Here is a 20,974-nt window from a genome sequence, read left to right on the forward strand (position 1 = left end):
TACCTAATTTATATCTTTGGTTTAACAGTACATTAGCTCATAAAAACCAATAACCAAATCGCTGCATAACGTTATTATGCAGCTGATTAGATACCCTGAATTTAAAATGAAATTAAAGAGTCCTCTTTCCCACACGATCCTTGCATTGTTCTTTTGTTCCTCTTTATTTGCACAGACATCCAAAGAGCTCAATTATTTCGATCTACAGGATGTCCGATTATTACCAAGCCCCTTTTATCATGCCCAACAACTTGATTTGCAGTATTTATTGGAGATGGACCCCGATCGTCTCCTCGCTCCCTTCTTAAGGGAAGCGGGATTAGCAGTTGTGAAAGAATCTTATACCAACTGGGAAAACACGGGCTTGGACGGTCATATTGGTGGTCATTATCTTTCCGCACTCGCGAATATGTACGCCTCCACTGGAGATTTACGCATCAAAGAGCGGCTTGATTATATGCTTGTAAACCTGCAGCGCTGTCAGCAGGCAAATGGAAATGGCTATATCGGCGGTGTCCCTGGTGGTAAGCGCATCTGGGAAGAAATTTATGCGGGGAATATCCAGTCAAGTACCTTTAGCCTAAACGGAAAGTGGGTCCCGCTTTACAATATTCATAAAACCTATGCCGGGTTGCGGGACGTCTACTTGCTAACCGCTGATAAAAGCGCTAAAAATATGCTTATTGCGATGACGGATTGGGCTTGTAAATTAGTTTCTCGACTGTCTGATACACAGATTCAGGACATGTTACGCAGTGAACATGGCGGGCTCAATGAAAGTTTTGCCGATGTTGCTGCAATTACTCAAAACCCCAAATACCTGGAGCTTGCGCGAAAATTCTCCCATCAGTCTATCCTGCTTCCCTTAACGCAACATCAGGATAAGTTGACGGGCCTACACGCCAATACGCAGATCCCAAAAGTCCTTGGTTTTGCCCGCATTGCAGAACTCTCCAACGACAGGGAATGGACCGCGGCTGTACGCTACTTCTGGGATAATGTGGTATTGCATAGATCGATTGCCATCGGCGGAAATAGCGTCAGTGAACACTTTAATCCAACAGACGATTTTTCGAAGATGCTGCAGAGCATCGAAGGGCCCGAGACCTGTAACACCTACAATATGCTGCGGCTCACAAAAATGTTGTACCGCACAGACCAACAGGCCAAATACCTGGATTTTTACGAAAGGGCATTATACAATCATATTTTGTCCAGCCAGCATCCCGAACATGGTGGACTTGTATACTTTACACAGATCCGCCCCGGACATTATCGCGTCTATTCGCAGCCCCACACCAGTATGTGGTGCTGTGTAGGCTCGGGAATGGAAAATCATGCCAAGTATGGTGAAATGATTTATGCCCATCAACAGGATGACTTGTACGTTAATCTCTTTATTCCCTCCCGATTACATTGGAAAGAAAAGGGCATCGAGATTATTCAGGACAACAACTTTCCAAAAGAAGCCTTTACCTCGCTGATCATTAACTCCAAAAGCGGACATGAATTTACACTTTATATACGTAAACCTAAGTGGTTGAAAAACAACCCTAAAATTTCAATAAATGGAAGAACTTATCCCATTACAGATTCCACAGAGACACATATCATCATAAAGCGAAGCTGGAAGCCCGGTGATCGCCTACGTATGGAGTTGCCGATGGAAACCCAGGTCGAACAGCTGCCTGACCAAAGTAACTATTACAGCATATCCTATGGTCCTGTTGTGCTCGCCGCACGTTCGGGAACGAGTGATCTCACAGGACTAAAGTCCGACGATAGCCGGATGGGCCATATCGCATCTGGAAAACAGATCCCATTGCACGATATCCCTATCCTTGTCGCTGATCCTAAGGCGATCCCGACACTGATCCATCCGATCTCCGATAGACCATTGCATTTTACACTCACAGGACTTCGTCAAGGGAAAGACAGCCTAAAAATGGAACTTGAACCTTTCTATGGTATTCACGATAGTAGGTATATTTTGTATTGGCCACAAACAACCGCCAGCCAACTTCAACAGCTGCAGGATAAAATTGAAAGGGATGAACGCGAAAGTCTTGCCCTCACTGCCATCACGGTGGACAAGGTGATTGCGGGTGAACAGCAGCCGGAATCGGATCACTTCTTTCGGGAAGAAAATAGCAAGGCCGGGAGCACTGACGATACGCGTTGGCGTGAAACCAGGGGCTGGTTCAGTTACCAGCTAAAAAATACAGACGCTACTGCACTATACCTGAAATTTATGACAGATACGGCGCTGCGGAGTACCGAAATCATCGTCAATGGAATCCTTATTGAAACCCTAAAGAGCACCGATAGCAGTGCTGTTGTTACCACCTCGCGCATAAAGCTTCCTGAAGGAAGTACCGCGATGCCGACCATAGAAGTAAAAATCAAGGGGACAGCAAGGTCCCCTAGTCATAAAATTTTAGAAATACGGACACTCCGCTCGGATGAATAAGCCCATCAGTTAACGCTATAGGATACCGTGGCGGCTTTCAACCAGGGGGAGCTCAGCCGAATCGTAATCTGGTCACCCGATTTGCCTATTGATTGTACATAAACGATCATTTTGCCTTGATGGACTCGCTGTTTATTATCCGTATAATCACCCATATCGGCATTATTTCCGGCCTCCATACCCAATAAACGCGCATTCCCGGCGATATCGCAGGTAATTTCATCCTCCGAAAGAACCACGGGAATGCCCTTTTCATCGACAAGCTGCACCATCACCTGCAGCAGCTCCCCTGCTTTAATCAACGAATCTCCAACACGCACAGCCTGAATGGATACCGGCCGTTGGCTGGATTGAATCGCATGGCGGACAACTTCCTTTCCATTGCTGTCCAATCCAATCACTTCCAGTCTACCCGCGGCATAAGGGATATCCCAAAAGATAATTCCTGTTTTCGCATCGTATTTTTTCTCTTCACCCACGGTCTGCCCATTCAGTGTTAGTCGGGCAGCAGCACTATTGGTATAACAAACCACACGAATCTGCTGTCCGTCCTGATAATTCCAGATCGGCCAGGCATCCATGGAGGGGCTTTCATTCTTTCGTTGCTTCTGCTGAGCTTCCGAAGCGGACCACAGATCGGTCGTACCAGTTGCCCCAGCCAATGGATAGGTTCCCAAATAAGCCATGGCTTTCGCTGCCCATAAAGACTGGCGAAAATACCCCCTGGGTTTGATAAAGCCTGCAAAATCAAGTAAGCCCGAATAAAAACCGCGCGAAGGCCAACGGCCCGATTCGCCCAGATAGTCGATCCCTGTCCACAGGAATTGCCCAAATATATGTGCATTGTCGCGCACAGCCAGCCATGCCAGAAGATCATGCCGATTTTCACTGCCAAAGATGACACGCTTTGGGTAACGCTGGTGGTCTTCCTGATACCGGCTCTCGGTGTAATTGTATCCCGCAATGTCAAGCGCTACGGGATAGGCCGTTTCATTAGACATCGCTACACCCGCCAGACCTGCTGTTACCGCCCGGCTGCGATCGTACTTTTTTACCACAGCAACGAGGCGTTTGGCAATGTCCCCCAAACGCATGGCGTCCGGTGCATCTTTCTGATAACCGCCATAAGAGGCCTGGGTAAAACCACCTTCTTTTTTCTCGCCATTCAAAATCGGATGGGAATAGGGATCATTTGGATAATCCACCTCATTGCCTATGCTCCAGGCAAATATCGACAGGTGATTTCTGTCTCTTTGGACCATATCAGCCAAATCCCGCTCCCCCCACTCTTCAAAAAAATCGTAAGCTCCCTCAAAACCAGGTACGCCGACGTTCCAGCCCTGTAGCCACTTTCGCTTCGGAAATTCCCATTCATCAAATGCTTCATCCATGACCAAGAGACCAAGCTCATCACATAAATTATAAAGTGAGGTCGCCTGTGGATTATGGCTCGTACGCACGGCGTTAACACCCAAAGATTTCAGCGTGAGCAGGCGACGCCGCCACACTTCAGGATAAACCTCGGCACCGAGTACGCCGGCATCGTGATGCAAGCAGACTCCCTTCACTTTCATCCATTTGTCGTTTAAGGCAAAGCCTTTATCCGGATCAAAGGTAAAGGTCCTAAAACCTGTCTTTACTTCGGACTGATCTATCTGCTTGCCATTTTGCCAAACTGTTGTCCTCAAGGTGTATTGTGTGGGCTGCGTTAAGTTCCACAGCTTTGGATTTGATGCTGTCAATTTCAGATCTAAATGTGCTTTATCTGAGGCAGCGATAGTAAGCTGCCCGGATTTTTTCTCAACGAGCCTACCTTCGGCATCAATGAGCTCCTGCTGCACGGTAACTGGGCTGCGCAAGGACGAACTGTTGACCACCGTAATTTCTGTATGGAGTATTCCTTTCCCAGCCTTGAGTTCCGGATAGGCATATACCCCCCATTGATCCAGATGTACTGGATTGGCCTTGACGAGCCAAACATCGCGGTAGATGCCAGAGCCAGTGTACCAGCGCGAATCCGCGCTTTTGCTATGGTCGACCTTGACTGCAATGGTATTTTCCTTTCCAAATTCAATATATGGGCTGATATCATAGGAAAATGACACATAGCCATTGGGGCGCTTACCAACAGATTTGCCGTTGACAAAGACTTCACTGCGGTTGTAAACACCTTCAAAATAAAGAAAGATCTTCTTTCCTTGGTCTTCAGCAGGGATAGACAGCTGTTTCCGATACCAGCCTATACCGCCGGGTAAATATCCCGTGGCACTGGCCAGGTTAGGACTCAAGGGCAGCTTCACGCCCCAGTCATGGGGTAGTATGACAGATTTCCAGGCTTGCTCGTTTAGTGCTGTTGCGCTTTGCCCTGCTCCTGCAGTTTCTAACTGAAACTGCCAATCTGCATTGATACGCTGCGCGACACCAAAACCCGGCTGGGCGTAAACGGAACTCAGCCCGATTAAAACTGATGCCGCAAGGATCGCTATATTTTTAATTAATATGTTCATGTTATGTAGTCGCTTAGGTTGATCTGATTGCTATTAATGGGTTGGAATGACAGGTACGATCTGGCCATTCGCATCAAAATAAAGCCGATCCATGCATACTTCCCGATGGAAACCTGCCGCATCCCCCATCTTGATCCCATTTGGATAATTAAACCGATGATAGACAATATACCATTCGTCGGTTCCGGGCACCTGTAAGACTGAGTTATGACCAGTGCCATAGATTCCTTTCGCCGGATCTTTTTGCAAGATCAGATTGTTCTCGGGCACCTGGATTGGCCCATAGGGAGAGGTTGATGTCCCATAGCGAACCCGGTAATTCTCGCTGCGGGTATCGTCTTCTGACCAAAGAAAATAGTATATTCCATTGCGAAAGATCACATATACCCCTTCACGAAATGTTTTGTCGGGCGTCAATACCTTTATTGTATTCTTTTTGATGGAGATCATATCGGTATTTAGTTCGGCAACGGCAAGGTAGCCGTTCCCCCAATACAAATAACTTTTACCCGACCTGGGGTCATTGAACACCGCGGGATCGATCTCCTGCCCGCCTGTTACACCTGGAGGTTTGAAATCGATCAATGGGGTACCTGAGTCCTTGAATGGACCCGTTGGCTGGTCCGCTATGGCGACACCGATTTTCTGCGCCGCCGTAAAATAGTAGTAATATTTATAGTCGCCTTTGACTTTTTTCTCTGTAACTGTTGGCGCCCAGGCATGACGTGGTCCCCAGGCAACCTCCTTTTTAAGATCCAGGATGACGCCCTCATCCCTCCAATGGATAAGATCGGTCGAAGAAAAGGTCTTGAAATAGAAGCCGCCCCAGCCATCAAAGCCATCACTGGTCGGATAGATATAATATTTTTGGGTTTTGTGAGCGTAAAGAATATCGGGATCTGCATAAAAGCCGTCCAGAACCGGGTTCCTTTTCAGCGCAAGCGGTATATCCTTAGGTTTGCCCCAATGAGACGTCAATTGGATCAGCTCCTCTCTGGAAAGGGGAATAATGGTCCCGTGACGGGGATGAAAATCCATATCAATCTCCTGATCGATCACTTTAAAACGATCCAGATCATCGGAAATACAGAATTGGTATTTCCCTTTACCATACACATCATACATCAGGATATATTGATCCGACTGATTTCGCTTGAAGACACTTGATCCCTCCACGGCATCCTTTGTCTGCTGCTTATACCCTTCTTGTTCGATCCATTTTCCCGAAGTCAGCGAATCGGTCATGGCAAGTTTGATCCCGTTGCCATGGCCTTCTGTTTTGTAGAAGAGGTAAAAGAGGCCATTCTTCTCAATAATATCGCCATCAATACAGGATTTACCATTTTTAGGTACGAAGAGCACTTTTGGTTCCGTTTCAAAATCGGTAAAATCTTTATTCGCATAAGCATAATAGATGATGTCCGGACCATTCCCATGCTGCATGGACCAATAGACCATATATTTTCCTGCTGCCGAATCAAAAATGGTCTGTGGTGCCCATACGCGCTTCAAATCTTCTTGCCCACTGAATCGCTGCTGGAAATCGATCGCCTGATGCGACCAGTGCAGCAGATCCTGCGATTTTAGCAGGACCATACCGCGATTGGAATCCCAGCCTTTGGAGGAGGTCATATCGGTCAGCACCATATAGAATGTCTTTCCATCCTCAGCACGGAGAATATGTGGATCCCGGACTCCCCCGGTTTTACTGATGGTCTTCGAATCCAGCACCGGACGATTACCGTTCAACGCACGGTAGGTATAGCCATCGGTACTAATGGCAAAACAGACCGCTTCATCTGCCACAGCATTGCCCTTAAAATAAGCGAATAAATAACCGGCAAAATCCTTTTCGGTCGGCCCATTGCGATAGGCCTGTGCATAAATAAAGCAGGTAACATGTACTAAAAATAAGGTAAGGAGGAGAATAATATTTTTTTTCATTCAGATTTATCTTGGATAATTAAAGCATTAAGTTCGGCAATTTTCTGATCAGCATACTTATTTTAAAGCGATCTTTTGAATTTGTGTATAATAATATTCATTGGACACTGTTGATTTGATACCAATGCGAGCAAACACATAATCCAGGTTTTTCAAATTGTCTGGTAAAGCAACCTGCATGCTGACCGGCTGCCCAAAGCTGATCAAAGACAGGTTTGCATCTACACGTAGTTCCTGTTGTCCCTGATCCGTCAGTATAAACTTGCCGATATAGAGGCGAACAAATTGAAGGTTCGCCGTATTTACAATTTTATTGACTGTGAAATTTGCGGTTATGCCCTTATCATTTTGCTGAAAAGAAGGATTGCTAATCGTAAAATAAGGCATGACGGGTACATCTAGCTGCGTATTCCCTTTTACCTGAACCAGTATCGTATCGGTAGCCTGTTGCAACCAGGGGGAATCTCCTTTTCGGACGAGCTTGTACGTGCCGTCGAATAAACTGGCCGCGAAGCTGCCATCCTGATTTAAGAAAACAGGTATATAGGAGCGCAAGGGAAAACCATCTTGCCATAACTCAAGCTGTGGTCCGTTATTTCTGACACCGACGGGTGTGCCCTCATAAACGATGCGGCCCGAAAGGGTTGATTTGGGAGCCTCATAATTATCATATTCACATCCTACAAAAAGTAGGCTTATACAAGCTAACAGGGAGCTTAATAGTTTCATTTTCATCGTACGAATAATTTAGTGGAATGGATTTCTAACGATTTTAGGGTTTTTATTGATGACATCCTGGCTGATGGATGCATAGTAATTGGCCATCCGGAAGAAACGGGCTCTTCGGAAACGTGCCGGTCTGACGCGTTCAAAGATAAACTTACCATCATCCACATGTCCGGGACGGGAAATACGGTAAGGATATAAGCCATAGACGACAGCATTTGTGTCATTTTCAGATCCATCCCATACCAGATGTGCCATGCGCCATCTTTTGAGGTCATAGAAACGGTGGTCTTCAAATGCGAGTTCAACACGGCGCTCGTTGCGGATGATATCCATGCTTAGGTTGGTCACGCTGTTGGCTGGAAATCCAGCACGTTCACGCAACTTGTTCACGTAGCCTGTAGCATCGGCCACCTGACCAAGTTCAAAAGCAGCTTCCGTGGCATTCAGGTAGATTTCTCCCAGCCGAAACCAGGGCCACCAGTTTGCCGCTGAGGTCCCGCGTGTACTGGCTGCAGGCGCATCGCTTACAAATTTCCGGATGTAGAACCCGGTATTGCTCACATCTTGCGCATCGTACAATGGACCATCAAAACCGGTCCATAATCCGCCTGCATATTCCTTCCCGAGTTCATCTTTTAGCTGTTGCCCGAGTTGTGCGGCTGCATGCAGCTGGTATTTATTGTTGTTCCAAATTGCCACTCCCGCCTGGATACTGACCGCCCGGCCGCGAAAAGTGCTGCCCGGATAAATAACCGTCCCATAAAGACGCGCATCTTTGTTGGCAAAAATAGCATCGATATGGGAATAGGCAACATAATTGCCATCCGTATTTTTAGTGTGTAAAGTTCCTTTGCTACCATCCAGATAGTCAAAGCTCTCGACAAAACTCAGCGATGGGGAAATCGTTGACGAGGACTCATTATCTTCCGTAAGACTTCTGACAATATTGTCGTAAGCAAAGCGGTGAACTTTCAAGCTGGTCGCAAAATCCTTGGCGAAGATGACCTCGCGGCCGGTTTTCTTATTGAGCATATCGTAGAAATTGGCTCCTTTATCAGCGTTTTCCGTATATAAAGCAAAGGGGGCACTGATAATTTCCTTGGATGCCGCCAACGACTTGCTGTAATAGGCCGAGGCCATATTCGCGGGAATACCTACTTCACCACCCGTAGTTGTTATCGGCGAAGCCATGAGGTTATTATACTTGGCGATGGATGCTGCATATAACATGGCGCGGCTTTCGAGCGCCAATGCCGCGTATTTATTTGCTCTTGTTTTGCTTGCGTTGTTTGCCGCCAGGTCTTCTTTGATCTCCTCCAGCTCTTGGTAGATAAAATCATAGACCTCATGTTCCTTGGAGCGGGCCACTTGCAAAGGTGTTGGATCCCCGCTAAAATCATAGATAAGCTGTGTGGTCACAATAGGTACACCACCCATGCGTTTGACCATTTCAAAATATACGAAAGCACGAATAAAGCGTATTTCGGCATTATATTGCTTTCGTTGCGCATCACTCAATTGCGTACTGAATTTGGCTATATTCTCTAGCGAAAGGTTCAGGTCCCGAATTAAGCCATAATCCCAATAGCGACCATAGTCATCACCGAACTGAAAATCATTGCGCCAGTTTTGGTCGCGATGCCCGGACCACATGGCGTCATCCAGTTCGGTCATTCCGCCGGTATTGAATACCCCATGCAGGGTCGGCAGCCGATCATAATAGTTGGCCACCAGCGATGTTAGTAGTTTGGGATCATTCCAAAGCTGCTGATCTGTAATCAGGGTCTTCGATTCGCGGTCGAACCAGTCGTCATGATTGCAGCTGTTGAGTAAGGAAACCGCAAACATTGCAATCCCCATAGATATCAATCGTAATTTCATGTTAAAAAGTCATGTTAAATCCAACCATAAATACTTTCTGCTGCGGATACACCACTGCAGCGCGGGCTTCTATCTCAGGGTCGATCTGAAAATCCTTCACATTGTCAAAGGAAATCAGGTTCGAGGCATTGATATAGAACCGTACTTTCTCGGCCTTTAATTTTTGTATCCAGGCTTTGGGCAGGTTATAGCCAAGCTCAAGGTTCCGGACACGGAGGTAGCGCACATTGGTCAGCCAAAAGTCACTGTTGGCGCTATTGGGGCCTGAATTGCCATTGCGGATAGCCGGATAATATCCCGGGATCCATTCGCTATTTGGATCGTAGGGATCTTTGCGGTGCCATCTATCTTCAAGCAGGTATGCCGGCGAGTTACCCCCACCGTGAAAAGCATTGCGCAGTTCATAGTCCTGAAACCAGGATTGAATTGCACCGCCAGCCAGGTCAATATTCAGGTTGATGCCTTTCCAGTCCAGACCGATCCGGCCGCCAAAAGTCATCATCGGTGCCCAGCCTGTCGGATAACCAATCGGACGTTGGTCCATGTCATTGATGATACCATCGCCATTCACATCTTTGTAGATCAGGTCGCCGGGCAATTGCGTGCGGTTATCCTGCCCATCATTGTTGATTGGATGGTTACGGATTTCGTCCTCCGACTGAAACCTTCCAACCACCTGATAGCCCCACCAGACGCCACCCCAGCGATCTTCAATCGAGCTCCGGTATTCATTCCATGAATTGCTGAAACGCGGTTTATAGGTTTCGAGGTCACGAAAACGGGAGAAAGTCATGTTTCCACTGACAACATAATTGAGTTCGCCAACTTTATCCGTATAGGTAATGATACCCTCCGCACCATAGTATGCATTTTTACCTAAGTTTTCATTCGGCAGGTCGTATCCAATTTCAGCCGGCAACAGCACATCATAGCGCTTGCCTGGATATCCGGTCCGAATAATCTTAAAGGCATCAGCCGTTAGCGTCAGTTTATTATTTAATAGGGAAAGATCCATACCGATGTTGTAATTGGTGTTTTTTACCCAGGAGAGATTACGTACCGGCAATCCCCGGGGCTGTACACCGGGAACATAAGTGCCATCCAGCACCGCACTTCCTGCCGCCCAGTTATACCCGGCTAGGTAGTCATGCATGCCCACACCTTCTTCAAGTCCCGTCTGCCCAATGGAAGCCCGCAGTTTTAAATCGTTGACCACAGACTTTAAGGGTTGAAAGAAGCGCTCATCAGAGATCCGCCAACCCAAGGAGGCACCGGGAAAAATCCCCCAGCGCTTACCGTCATAATATTTGTAGGACCCGTCATAGCGTCCCAGTACTTCCAATAAATATTTTCCTTTGTAGTTGTAATTAATCCGACCAATATAACCTGCACGCGCCTCATAAGCCCATTCATCGCTTAAACCATTGAGTTCCGAAAGACGCAATAGCGGAATGTAATTGTTGGAAGGATTTGCGCCCAAGGCTTTATACGTTCTGTCCCAATCCGAACGTTCGTACCCCAGCATCCCGGCCAGGCTATGGTCCCCAATCTGTTTATTGTAGTCAATCTGGAATTGGGCAAACCTAGAAACAATCTCCCTACTGGTATCGTAGCGCCATCCGGCATCACTTCCCCCCGTCCGTTTGTATATATCGTTTTCATAACGGTATACATCATAGGTATATTGAAAACCTTCAAATTTATTGTTGGTATAATTGTACGAAACCGTTCCTTTCGCCGAGAGGCCAAAAGTGGTTTTGTAAGCCGCAAAGAGGTTCACGTTTCCAGCAAGGTATTTATTGTCCTTGTACCCCACAATATCCCGACTGAAAAGCGCCGGATTATAAGGGAAATCATTCGTATGATTGATATACTCCGGATTATCGTTGGCATAAGGCCCCACAGTCGGCCGATTTTTCATAATGGCCAATATGGATGAAAAATAGCCATCCCCACCAGGTAGGCCAACATCCTGCGTACCTTCATGCCGTGCTGAGATCTGCGTTCCTATTGTCAGGCCCTTCAGCACCTCGGCCTCCATATTCGCCTGCAAATTCGTTCGCTTGTAATTAAAGTCCTTGATCATGGCCTCTTGATTCAAATGGCCGATCGAAAGGAAGTAATTGGATTTTTGGCTTCCGCCGGTAATATTTGCATTGATGTAACTTTGCGGAATATTTTTACGGATCACCATATCGTAATAGTCATAACCTTGGTAACCGGGTTCGGTCCCGGCCTGCCATTTGGCCAGCTCTTCAGGTGTATACACCGAGTTAGGATCCCGGTTTACATTTTGAGCAGCCTCCACCAGGCCACGTGTATACTGTTTGGCATTTGCCATTTTCGGAAAGCGTGTCAGATTTTGCCAGCCTCGGTAACCGTTGAGGTTGATCTTTGCACGATCCCCCTTCGCGCCTTTCTTGGTGGTGATCAGCACCACACCTTTGGACGCACGAAAACCATATACAGCCGCTGCCGCATCCTTCAGGATAGAAATGCTTTCAATATCCTCCAGGTTGAGTGCATTAAATATATCCGCACCGGAGCCGTTCTGTGTGCCCACCCAGTCTGTTCCTTCCTGACCACCATAAGCCACTCCGTCAATTACGTAAAGCGGCGAACCCATATTACGAATTTCAATGGACGCTCCGCGGCCAGGACGGGCATCTTTTGCCCTTACTGAAATACCCTGTACTTTACCAGCCAATGCTCCAGCAGTCGTTGTCGACGAAGAGCGCACAATATCGTCCGACTTGATGTTGCTGACGGCGCCAGTAATATTGCGTTTGGATTGTTTACCATATCCAACGACCACAACATCTTCTAACACATGGTCGTCGTTTTCCAGCTGGATTTTCAGGTTTTTCGTCCCATTTAATGGAACACGGTACGTTTTGTATCCCACAAAGGATACGACAAGAATTCCCTTGCCAGCATGCAGTTCAAAATTCCCCGTTTTGTCGGTGGAGGTTCCCTGGCCACCACCTTCAATAACAACGCTAGCACCTACGACAGGTTCATTGGCTTTGTTAAAAACTTGCCCCGTAATCTTCTCTTGGGCATATACCAGTGTTGGCACAACGCTCAACATGGTATAAAGAGAAACAATCTTTAGGTTGTTCATAAATTTTAATACTTATTAATAGTAAATAATAAAATCCAGCTGGTAAAGACAGTAAGAATATACTGCCCTGTTCTCGTCCCGCATGTAGATTTATAATTGGATTAACAGTCCAAACTTAGCCGTTTTTGATTGTGCAGAACGTATACAAATCCGTCAATTAGCATACAATTTTTGGTCAAAAACAGTCTTTTTTGGTGTTCTAGGTTATTTTTTTGTTCGTTGGTCCGAATACTCGAAATCTATTTTTAATTCCCTTGTACCTGTAACTTCAAATCAGATTTTTGAAATGTTGAAGGCAGCTGTCCAAACTCTTCTTTAAAACATTGCCGAAAATAGATGACACTGTTGATACCGACCAGAAAGGATACTTCGGTGACATTGTATTTACCTGTTTTCAGTAAGTCTGCAGCTTTATGAATCCGTATCTTTCGAACGAGCTGATTGATATTCTTACCGGTGATTCCCTTCAATTTTCGATAAAGTGTGGATTGGCTCATATTCATTTTTTCTGCCAATGCCGCCGCATCCAGCAGCTCATCCTGCATATGTTGTTCAACGATGCTCATAAAATCGCGTACAAATTCATTTTCGCGGAACCAGGCATCCTGCGTATCTTTTTGTTCCCGATGATATTCGGGGTTATATTGAACCAGCTTGGCCCTTCCCAGCAAATTTTGTATCCGTTTGTGCAATAGCTGCGTGCTAACAGGCTTGACCAAATAAGAATCTATGCCCAGGTCATAACCACGCTGTCTATCCATATCCGTATCTTTTGCGGTCAGCAACAGTAAGGGAATGGAATTCGTGCAGTCCGTCTGCTTTAGTTTTTCGACCAGCTGAAAGCCATCCAGTTCAGGCATCATAATATCGCTTATAATCAAATCTGGCATTCTTGCGCTTGCGAGCTCAAATGCTATTGCGCCATTTTCGGCCAGCAACACATCATATTGCTGCGATAGACTGTCGCCCAGATAGGCACGTAGTTCCGGGTTGTCTTCAACAAATAAGATGAGGCTACGCGGCCTGGCCAAGGTTGATTCCACTTCTTTTGGACTGACTTTGCTCATCCGAAATCTTACCGTAAACACCGTACCCAGCCCCAGCTTACTCTGCACCTCAATCTGCCCCTGATGAATGGCAACAAGCTCTTTCACCAAGGCGAGTCCTATGCCAGTGCCATGAATACCGGTCTTCGGGATCTGGTAGAACTTCTCAAAAATCCGGTCGATCTCCGGTGCCGGTATTCCACAGCCCGTATCCGTCACGCTGAGTACCGCCCAATGGTTTATATCGGAGCCCTCGTAATGTAGATGCAACTTAATGGAGCCCGCAGCTGTATACTTATAGGCATTAGAAAGTAAGTTATCGACAATAAGTTGTACGATCTCCGGATCAAACAGCGTTCTTACATCTGCTTCGGGTAAATCGGCAAGCAGTGTTAGTTGGGGTTTGCTATTTAAGGTCTTATATTTATAGACGAGATCAGTGAGCATCTCCGCCAAAGATCCCGCTTCCAGTACAAGTGGCTTAAACTGCGATTCTACTTTTCTAAATTCAAGGAGCTGGTTGACCAGGTTAAAAAGGCGACTGGCGCTTTGCTGAACCGTCTGCACAAGCCCCCGATGCTTGGCATTTAACTGCTCTTCATGCACCAGATCATCCAGTGGCCCAAGGATCAGAGTCAGTGGCGTACGCAGTTCATGCGTTATGTGCGTATAAAAACTCATGCGTTCGTTGTAGAGCTCTTCCTCCTGTTTATGCTTTCTGTCTTTAAATTTAAGCTCCGCCTCGGCATGCATCCGCTTGATGTAAAAGAAAACCAAGGTGTAGATAAACAGCAAAAGAATTAACGCATAGGCGATCTTTGCGGGTAGAGTCAGGTAAAAAGGTGCAGCAATATTGATCTTCAGCCGCAGTAATGTTGGCGACCATTGCCCATTTTTCATGCGCTTGCGGATCAAAAGATCATGGTCACCATAAGGAATATTACGAAAATCGAGGTTTGTCTCCGTTCCCAAAAAAATCCAGTCGTTATTAAATCCCTGTAGCTGATAGCCAAACTCTACAAGGCCGTTTAGGGCATAATCCATCACAGCGAGCTCAACGCGAAAACTGTTTTCGTCATGCCTGAGCTCCACCTCCTGGGTTGGGTCGGGATATTTGTCCAATTGCCTGTTGGACTCCCCGGATTGAAATACCGTAAAGCGACCGATGCGCACGGGCGATACGGGCAAGCTCAAAGGTAAATTACCCGGTTCAAAAGAACATACACCCTCTTGCATTCCGAAAAATAAACGCCCATGACTATCTTTTCCTACACTCCCATTGATAAAACCACCTAAAGGAAGGCCGAAGTGTTCGTCATACTGCAAAAAACGTTTCTCTTGCGGCACATAGCGCAGCATGCCCGATTTTGTGGAACACCAGATATTTCCATACTGATCCTCTGCCAGGGCATTTGTAAACAGCCAGGCGCCTTCTCCCGGCGGCGTCAACAGGATCAGATCCCCTATTTTCTGCTGCGCCCGCTGCATCGCCACACCGGCATTAGTCGCGATCCAAATCGTATTGTTGCGGTCGCGCAGCAGGTGGTTGATCGTGTTATTGCGCAGGCCGTTGCCGCGATTCATTTTTCGGATCAGTTTTCGGTGCTGATCATATACATATAAACCCTGTCCGTAAGTGCCCACCCAGATGTTATGCTTTTCATCTTCCACAATTGCCCTTGGCGCATAGTCCCCCAGCATAGGCTGATTGATCAACAACTTCTGCACCGTTCGATCCAGTGGATTATAAATAAACAGCCCCTGCTGGGCGGCGATCCAGATAGAACCTTGGTGATCTTCGTAAATCGTGCGCACGTCAGTCACCTGCTCTCCCAAAGAGATATCCTGCCAACGATCTGATCCCTTATATTTTACCGCCACCCCACCCTTTTTCAGGCCCAGCCAGATCTGCTGCTTCTGATCCTTGAAAGCCGAAAGGATAAAATCATCCGGAGCACCACTTTTGCTGTTCAATTGCCGCAACAGTCTACCTTTCTGATCGGTATTCACAATTCCGGAGCCTTCTGTTGTCAAGCTCATGGTCCTGTTTTCGTTTTCATAGATCCCACTGACGGTTGCCAGGCGTTCTGATAGTACACCTTCTGCCGGAAAAAAATCAAAGAATGGCTTTAGGTGACTGATGACCCCCAGGCCACCACCATATAATGCCAACCATATATTGCCGAAACGATCAGGCGCAATATGTTGGACCATTGCATTATTTCCTTTTCCCAAATCCACCGTATGCTGTTGCCTGAAACCTGCTACCTGACTGTCATAACCATAGTCTGGCTGCAAGATAAAAAGCTGTGAAGATTCCGCTCCTATCCATAACTTGTCATCAATTTCTTTAATGGAATATACGAAGGGTTCGGTCTTGCCTTTTGTGAGCCTGGCCAAAGGGATAAACTGAAGTCGCCCCGTTAAAGGATGGTAAACTGCCAGGCCCTTGCGTGTGCCAATCCAGATATTATCATAACGATCGCAAAAAAGTGCCTTCACTTCATTATCGGGCAAGCGATAGTTCGTATTTAGGCTTGTCAATTGTCTGACCGAGCGGCGTACCGGATCCAATATCGTGAGGCCCGCATTCACATGGCCGATGTAGAGGGTACGTCTTTTATCTTCGGCCAGGGACCAAATGCTATTTTCGGGAAGCTGTGGCAGATTCTTCTTATTGATCGGCGTGAATACTTTTTTTTGAGGATCAAAATGCTGAACCCCCTGATGATAAGTTGCCAGCCACAGCGTGCCGTCCTTACTTTTGATCAGATCGGTGATATCGTTTGTAGCGATGGATTTCGGATTTTTGGGATCGTGCAGGTAATAGCTAAACGTATTGCTGTTCAAGTCAAGCACATTCAGGCCATTGGAGCGTGTGCCGATATATAGCTTTCGATCATCAAATAAAAGCGTGTTGATCTCGTTGCTATTGAGTGAAAGGCCATCCTGGCTTTCGGATGCATAATAGGATTTAAAGGATTTTCCAGCAAATCTATTTAAGCCCAATTCTGTCGCCACCCAGGTAAAGCCCTCGTCATCATGCACAATATCCAGCACTTGCTGGTTGCTCAACCCATCCTGCAAGGAAAAGAAACGAGCCTGCTTGGGCTGCGCAAACAACAGTGTACACTGGCATACAAAGGCCCACAAAATCAATCTATTTTTCATAGCTTAAGTCCAAAAAAGGCAAAACTAAACCAACTACTTTCCAATCAATAAGGCTCCACCGCCCGGTTGTAAAATCAATCTGACGGTTTTCTCCCGGCTTAGGCGTATCGTTTTCTGCTCCGACCCGCGCGACTTATTATCCCCGATGTATTGCACCACTTTTTCAGAAAACATCGGCAGGTTTACTTCGATCGTCTTCTCTTTCCCTTCGGTATTCACTGCAGCGATATACCACTGCTCTTTTTTCCGTCTCGCCAGTACCACATATTTTCCGGGATAACCATCCACAAACAGCGTCTCATCCCAAAGGGTGGGAACCTGCTTCATGAAGTCGATCACATGCGCGGGCATATCCAATAGATTGTTGGGTGTCAGCCCAAAATTCTGTACTGGAGTCTGGAACAACACCGCCGTTGCCAGTTGAAATGTTTCCGTTGTCTTACGGATCGTCCCGCCATTATTTTCACGATTATGCCTTTTGTTGAGCAGCACAGGGCCAAAATCCATTGCTCCGACAGTATTACGTATAAAGGGGTGCAAAGTCGCATTGAACGCTTCGTTATCATTGGCATCCTGAGTAAAGATGAGGTTCTCAGAGGCCAATACCGCTTCACTTCCCACGAAGTTAGGGTACATGCGTTCCCAACCACGGGGTAAAGTGCATCCATGGAAGATCACGGTCAGTCCATAGTCATTTGCATCTGCAAGAATATCTTCATACAGCTGTAATGTTTCCTGTTTGTCACCGCCAAAAAAATCCACTTTGATCCCTTTGATTCCAATGGACTGCATCCAGGCCATTTCCTTTTTACGGGCGACGGCCGTATTCATCCGATTTTTAGGCGTCTGTGGTGCGTCGTTCCAGAATCCGTTGGAGTTGTACCAAAGGCAGAGCCCCACGGCTTTCTCCCGGCCATAGGCCACGAGTTCCTCAATTTTACGGTGCCCGATCTGCTTGTCCCACCAGTTGTCCACCAGGACAAATTCGTAACCCAAGGCAGCAGATAGGTCGATAAATTTCTTCTGATCTTCGAAATTAATACTTCCGTCCTGCCACTCCAGCCAGCTCCAGGTGGCCCGTCCAAAGGTATAAGGCTTACTGGCGGCATACTGCGGTTCGACCACATCAAAAGGAATCGTGGTTTCCACAATAGGTTTTAACGTACTGCCCACGGTGATTGTGCGCCATGGCGTAAAGCCCGGTAGCGCCAACGTTGGAGCCGCGTCGCCCATGCCATTATTTTCACCTTGCTCAGGAAAAGCAATTTTATAAAAACCCGATTTTGTGCCTTCGCTGAGTTTGGTCCCACAGTAGCTGCCATTCGACCCGGTTTCGGAAAGCAGTACCCAACCGCGAGAACCCACATGAAACAGCGCCGGAAAAGTGTAACCAACACCGTATTGTGAAGGTACGCCCATGGCCTGATCCGGTACGTAAGCTTCTTCGTAGCTCGGTTTTGTTTTCTTCCAGCCGATCATTGCGGTAGCCTGTGCCGTCAGAAAGGTGGTGGTTGAATCCGGAAATTTAAAGCCACTCATTTCTTCCTCGACTCGAAAATTTGCGGCTTCACCCACCTGTGGAATACCATAGCGAAAAGCAATATCATTATTGCTGACCCTAAAAATCACAACAAGCTGTTGTTTTAAGTCATTCTCCAAGGTACACTGCAGTTCATTTGCCTGGTGATGTACCAGCCGACGTTTGATTTTAGGTTCCGCATAGGTTTGGTCAATTACCCGGTTTTCCGAGGTCAGCACATGCAGCTTACTGGCAAGATCCACCTTGTCGCCCCGCAAGCCCAAAGGCGATCGTGCTAACATCTCTTGCCCAGCCAGGTTCACGCGATAATAGAGTTTACCCTGCTCCAACGATAAGTTGACCTCCAATTTTCCGTCCGGTCCTGCTACCCGCAATTCCTGTGCACCTAGGCCCGAAAATAGCAGGAGCAGCAAACCACTAAGGACGATTCGTTTCTTTACGGTAGCTAAATACCACTTATATTTCATACACATCATTGCGCTATTTCATTAAAAGGGCCTTCACTTGTCATATTGATCCGTTTTATGGTGCCATCGACACGATATTCCAGTTTGTCGATGCAGATTGATCGGCTATAGCTGCCGCCATCTGTATTGATGCCCCCATTATGGTAGATAAAATACCATTGATCCTTAAAGTTGACAATGGCCTGGTGGTTTGTGTTGCTATTTCCCGCAATCTCGTTCAACAAGCCTTTGTAGGTATAGGGTCCCGTGATATGATCAGCCATGGCATAAGCAATTTTCTCGGGAAAGCCAGTTGCATAGCTCAGGTAATATTTACCTTGATATTGATGCAGCCAAGGCGCTTCGGTAAACTCGAAGCCATCGAACTTCAGCTGTTTGACCTCTCCGTCAATCTCAATCATATTATCCTTCAGTTTGGCATAATAACATTCGCGGTTACCCCAGAATATCCAGGCCTGCCCCTCATCGTCTATATGTACCGCGGGATCAATACAAGCCCAGGCATGGGTGGAAGCAAAACAATCCTTGTTGGTCAGGAGCGGTTTCCCCAATGCATCCCGGTAAGGTCCTTCAGGACGGTCGGCCACAGCAACACCGATGCCCGACCAATTGGTACTGATGTACCAGTAATATTTACCGTTGCGCTCCACGGCATGCCCGGCAAACGCATCGCCACTTTTTGCCCAGGAGAAGTCCGAAATTTTCATGGGCACAGGGTATTCAACCCAGTTTTTTAGATCTGTCGTTGCGTATACCAACCAATCTTTCATTTTATAGCCTTTCTGTCCACCCGCAAAATCATGCCCTGCAAAAAGCCACAGCGTATCACCTTTGACCAGCGCCGCCGGATCAGCGGTATAATGATGCTTGATGATAGGGTTTCCCTGCGCCACAAAGTGATATCGCTGTCCCGGTTCCAGTTTTTTTCCGTCAAGTTCGGATTCAGTGGCCACTGTCTGTGCAGTGGCTGTAACTGTCCCCGCCAACAGCAAGGAACAGATCAGTAAAAGTTTTTTTAATCGTTTCATGAATTTCTATTTTCCTTTAAGCGGCATGTCCAGCTGCCAATGCTGCGCCAGACGATCCGCCTCCCTTTTTGTCAGTGAAATAACGGCTCCGTGTTTGGGTGACGAAAAATTGGTCGCCTTCATCTTTCCTTCATTAAATCGGCCCAGATTGACGAAATTTTTAAAATCCGAGGTTTCGCTAAAGCCAAAGTTGTGCGGTGAAATACCATAGATATCGTACATCAATATCCACTTTTGCTCACCATTTTTCTTCCAAACATGCGGGGCCTCACAAGCTGCTGCTTCTGGATCGTACTCCCTATCGTCATACCGATAAGGACCCGCGGGTTGGTTGGCAGTAGCCTGCTTAATTCCGGGTACATCATCATGGGCAACATAAAATAAGTGATACCTGTCGCCTACGCGTGTGATATCCCCATCGATATAGTTTTTATTTACTTTGGGATACTGAAAAAGCAACTGCGGCTCGCTTTCCAAAGCGGTAAAATCGGTATTCATATACCCATAATACAAGCGGTTCAGGCCATTGCCAAAACGCATGGTGAAATAAATCATCAGCTTGCCTACAGCTTCATCATAAATCAGTTGGGGAGCCCATATTGCACCGACATTTTCCCAGCCTTTGAACAGCTGGTCGAGTCGAAGCTCAAGGTGACTCCAATGGATCAGATCAGCGGATTTCATCAGTACAATACCCCGGTTATTGCCCCAGCCAAATTCCTTACCATCCCTTTCCCATTCCTGGTTGCGATAGCCCTGCTGCTGGCCATAAATGTGCAAGTCGGTCATTACCATATAAAAATGACCATCCGGACCCCGTAAGATGTAAGGATCGCGAATCCCCTTTTGTTGGGCAATGCTGTCGCCTGCGATAATCGGCTGGCCTTTGTTTATGTCCGTAAAGGAATAGCCATCCTTGCTGAGTGCAAAGTAAAGACCATGGCTCTCATCCTTAAAATAAACCATTAAATAAGCCGACAAATCAGCTTCCTTTACCTGGGCATGTAAGCCGTGGATAGCATTCAACAAAAAGACAAAGCCGATAAAGATGTTTTTCATAGGTTTAT

10 protein-coding genes are annotated in these 20,974 nt (G+C 46.8%); 1 reads left to right on the top strand and 9 read right to left on the bottom strand.

Going from position 1 to position 20,974, the window contains the following annotated elements; genetic code table 11:
* Window positions 1-106: 106 nt before the first annotated feature.
* On the top strand, window positions 107-2,470 hold the full coding sequence (locus tag DFQ12_RS03310) for a glycoside hydrolase family 127 protein (RefSeq protein ID WP_120257596.1): 2,364 nt from the start codon (window positions 107-109) through the stop codon (window positions 2,468-2,470).
* A gap of 5 nt (window positions 2,471-2,475) precedes the next feature.
* On the opposite strand, the gene DFQ12_RS03315 is transcribed toward DFQ12_RS03310, so the two are convergent.
* From DFQ12_RS03315 to DFQ12_RS03355, 9 genes are all read right to left on the bottom strand, one after another.
* Window positions 2,476-4,977, bottom strand: coding sequence for a glycoside hydrolase family 2 TIM barrel-domain containing protein (locus tag DFQ12_RS03315; protein WP_120257597.1), 2,502 nt, complete (start codon window positions 4,975-4,977; stop codon window positions 2,476-2,478).
* Window positions 4,978-5,010: 33 nt separating this feature from the next.
* A complete protein-coding gene (locus DFQ12_RS03320; protein WP_120257598.1) occupies window positions 5,011-6,921 on the bottom strand; it encodes a glycoside hydrolase family 43 protein in 1,911 nt (636 codons plus the stop codon).
* A 57-nt stretch (window positions 6,922-6,978) separates the two neighbouring features.
* Window positions 6,979-7,656: a DUF3823 domain-containing protein gene (locus DFQ12_RS03325; RefSeq protein WP_120257599.1), complete on the bottom strand. Its 678-nt coding sequence runs from the start codon at window positions 7,654-7,656 to the stop codon at window positions 6,979-6,981.
* A gap of 12 nt (window positions 7,657-7,668) precedes the next feature.
* Window positions 7,669-9,531, bottom strand: coding sequence for a RagB/SusD family nutrient uptake outer membrane protein (locus tag DFQ12_RS03330; RefSeq protein ID WP_120257600.1), 1,863 nt, complete (start codon window positions 9,529-9,531; stop codon window positions 7,669-7,671).
* A 1-nt stretch (window position 9,532) separates the two neighbouring features.
* On the bottom strand, window positions 9,533-12,655 hold the full coding sequence (locus DFQ12_RS03335; protein WP_120257601.1) for a SusC/RagA family TonB-linked outer membrane protein: 3,123 nt from the start codon (window positions 12,653-12,655) through the stop codon (window positions 9,533-9,535).
* 245 nt (window positions 12,656-12,900) lie between these two features.
* Window positions 12,901-16,872, bottom strand: coding sequence for a hybrid sensor histidine kinase/response regulator transcription factor (locus DFQ12_RS03340; RefSeq protein ID WP_120257602.1), 3,972 nt, complete (start codon window positions 16,870-16,872; stop codon window positions 12,901-12,903).
* 33 nt (window positions 16,873-16,905) lie between these two features.
* Window positions 16,906-18,879: a glycoside hydrolase family 97 protein gene (locus tag DFQ12_RS03345; protein WP_120259200.1), complete on the bottom strand. Its 1,974-nt coding sequence runs from the start codon at window positions 18,877-18,879 to the stop codon at window positions 16,906-16,908.
* Between the two features lie 5 nt (window positions 18,880-18,884).
* On the bottom strand, window positions 18,885-19,907 hold the full coding sequence (locus DFQ12_RS03350; protein WP_120257603.1) for a glycoside hydrolase family 43 protein: 1,023 nt from the start codon (window positions 19,905-19,907) through the stop codon (window positions 18,885-18,887).
* Window positions 19,908-19,913: 6 nt separating this feature from the next.
* Window positions 19,914-20,966, bottom strand: a complete 1,053-nt coding sequence (locus tag DFQ12_RS03355) for a glycoside hydrolase family 43 protein (protein ID WP_120257604.1) — start codon at window positions 20,964-20,966, stop codon at window positions 19,914-19,916.
* Between the last annotated feature and the right edge of the window lie 8 nt (window positions 20,967-20,974).

Source organism: Sphingobacterium detergens (assembly GCF_003610355.1).
GTDB classification, from domain to species: Bacteria; Bacteroidota; Bacteroidia; order Sphingobacteriales; family Sphingobacteriaceae; genus Sphingobacterium; species Sphingobacterium detergens.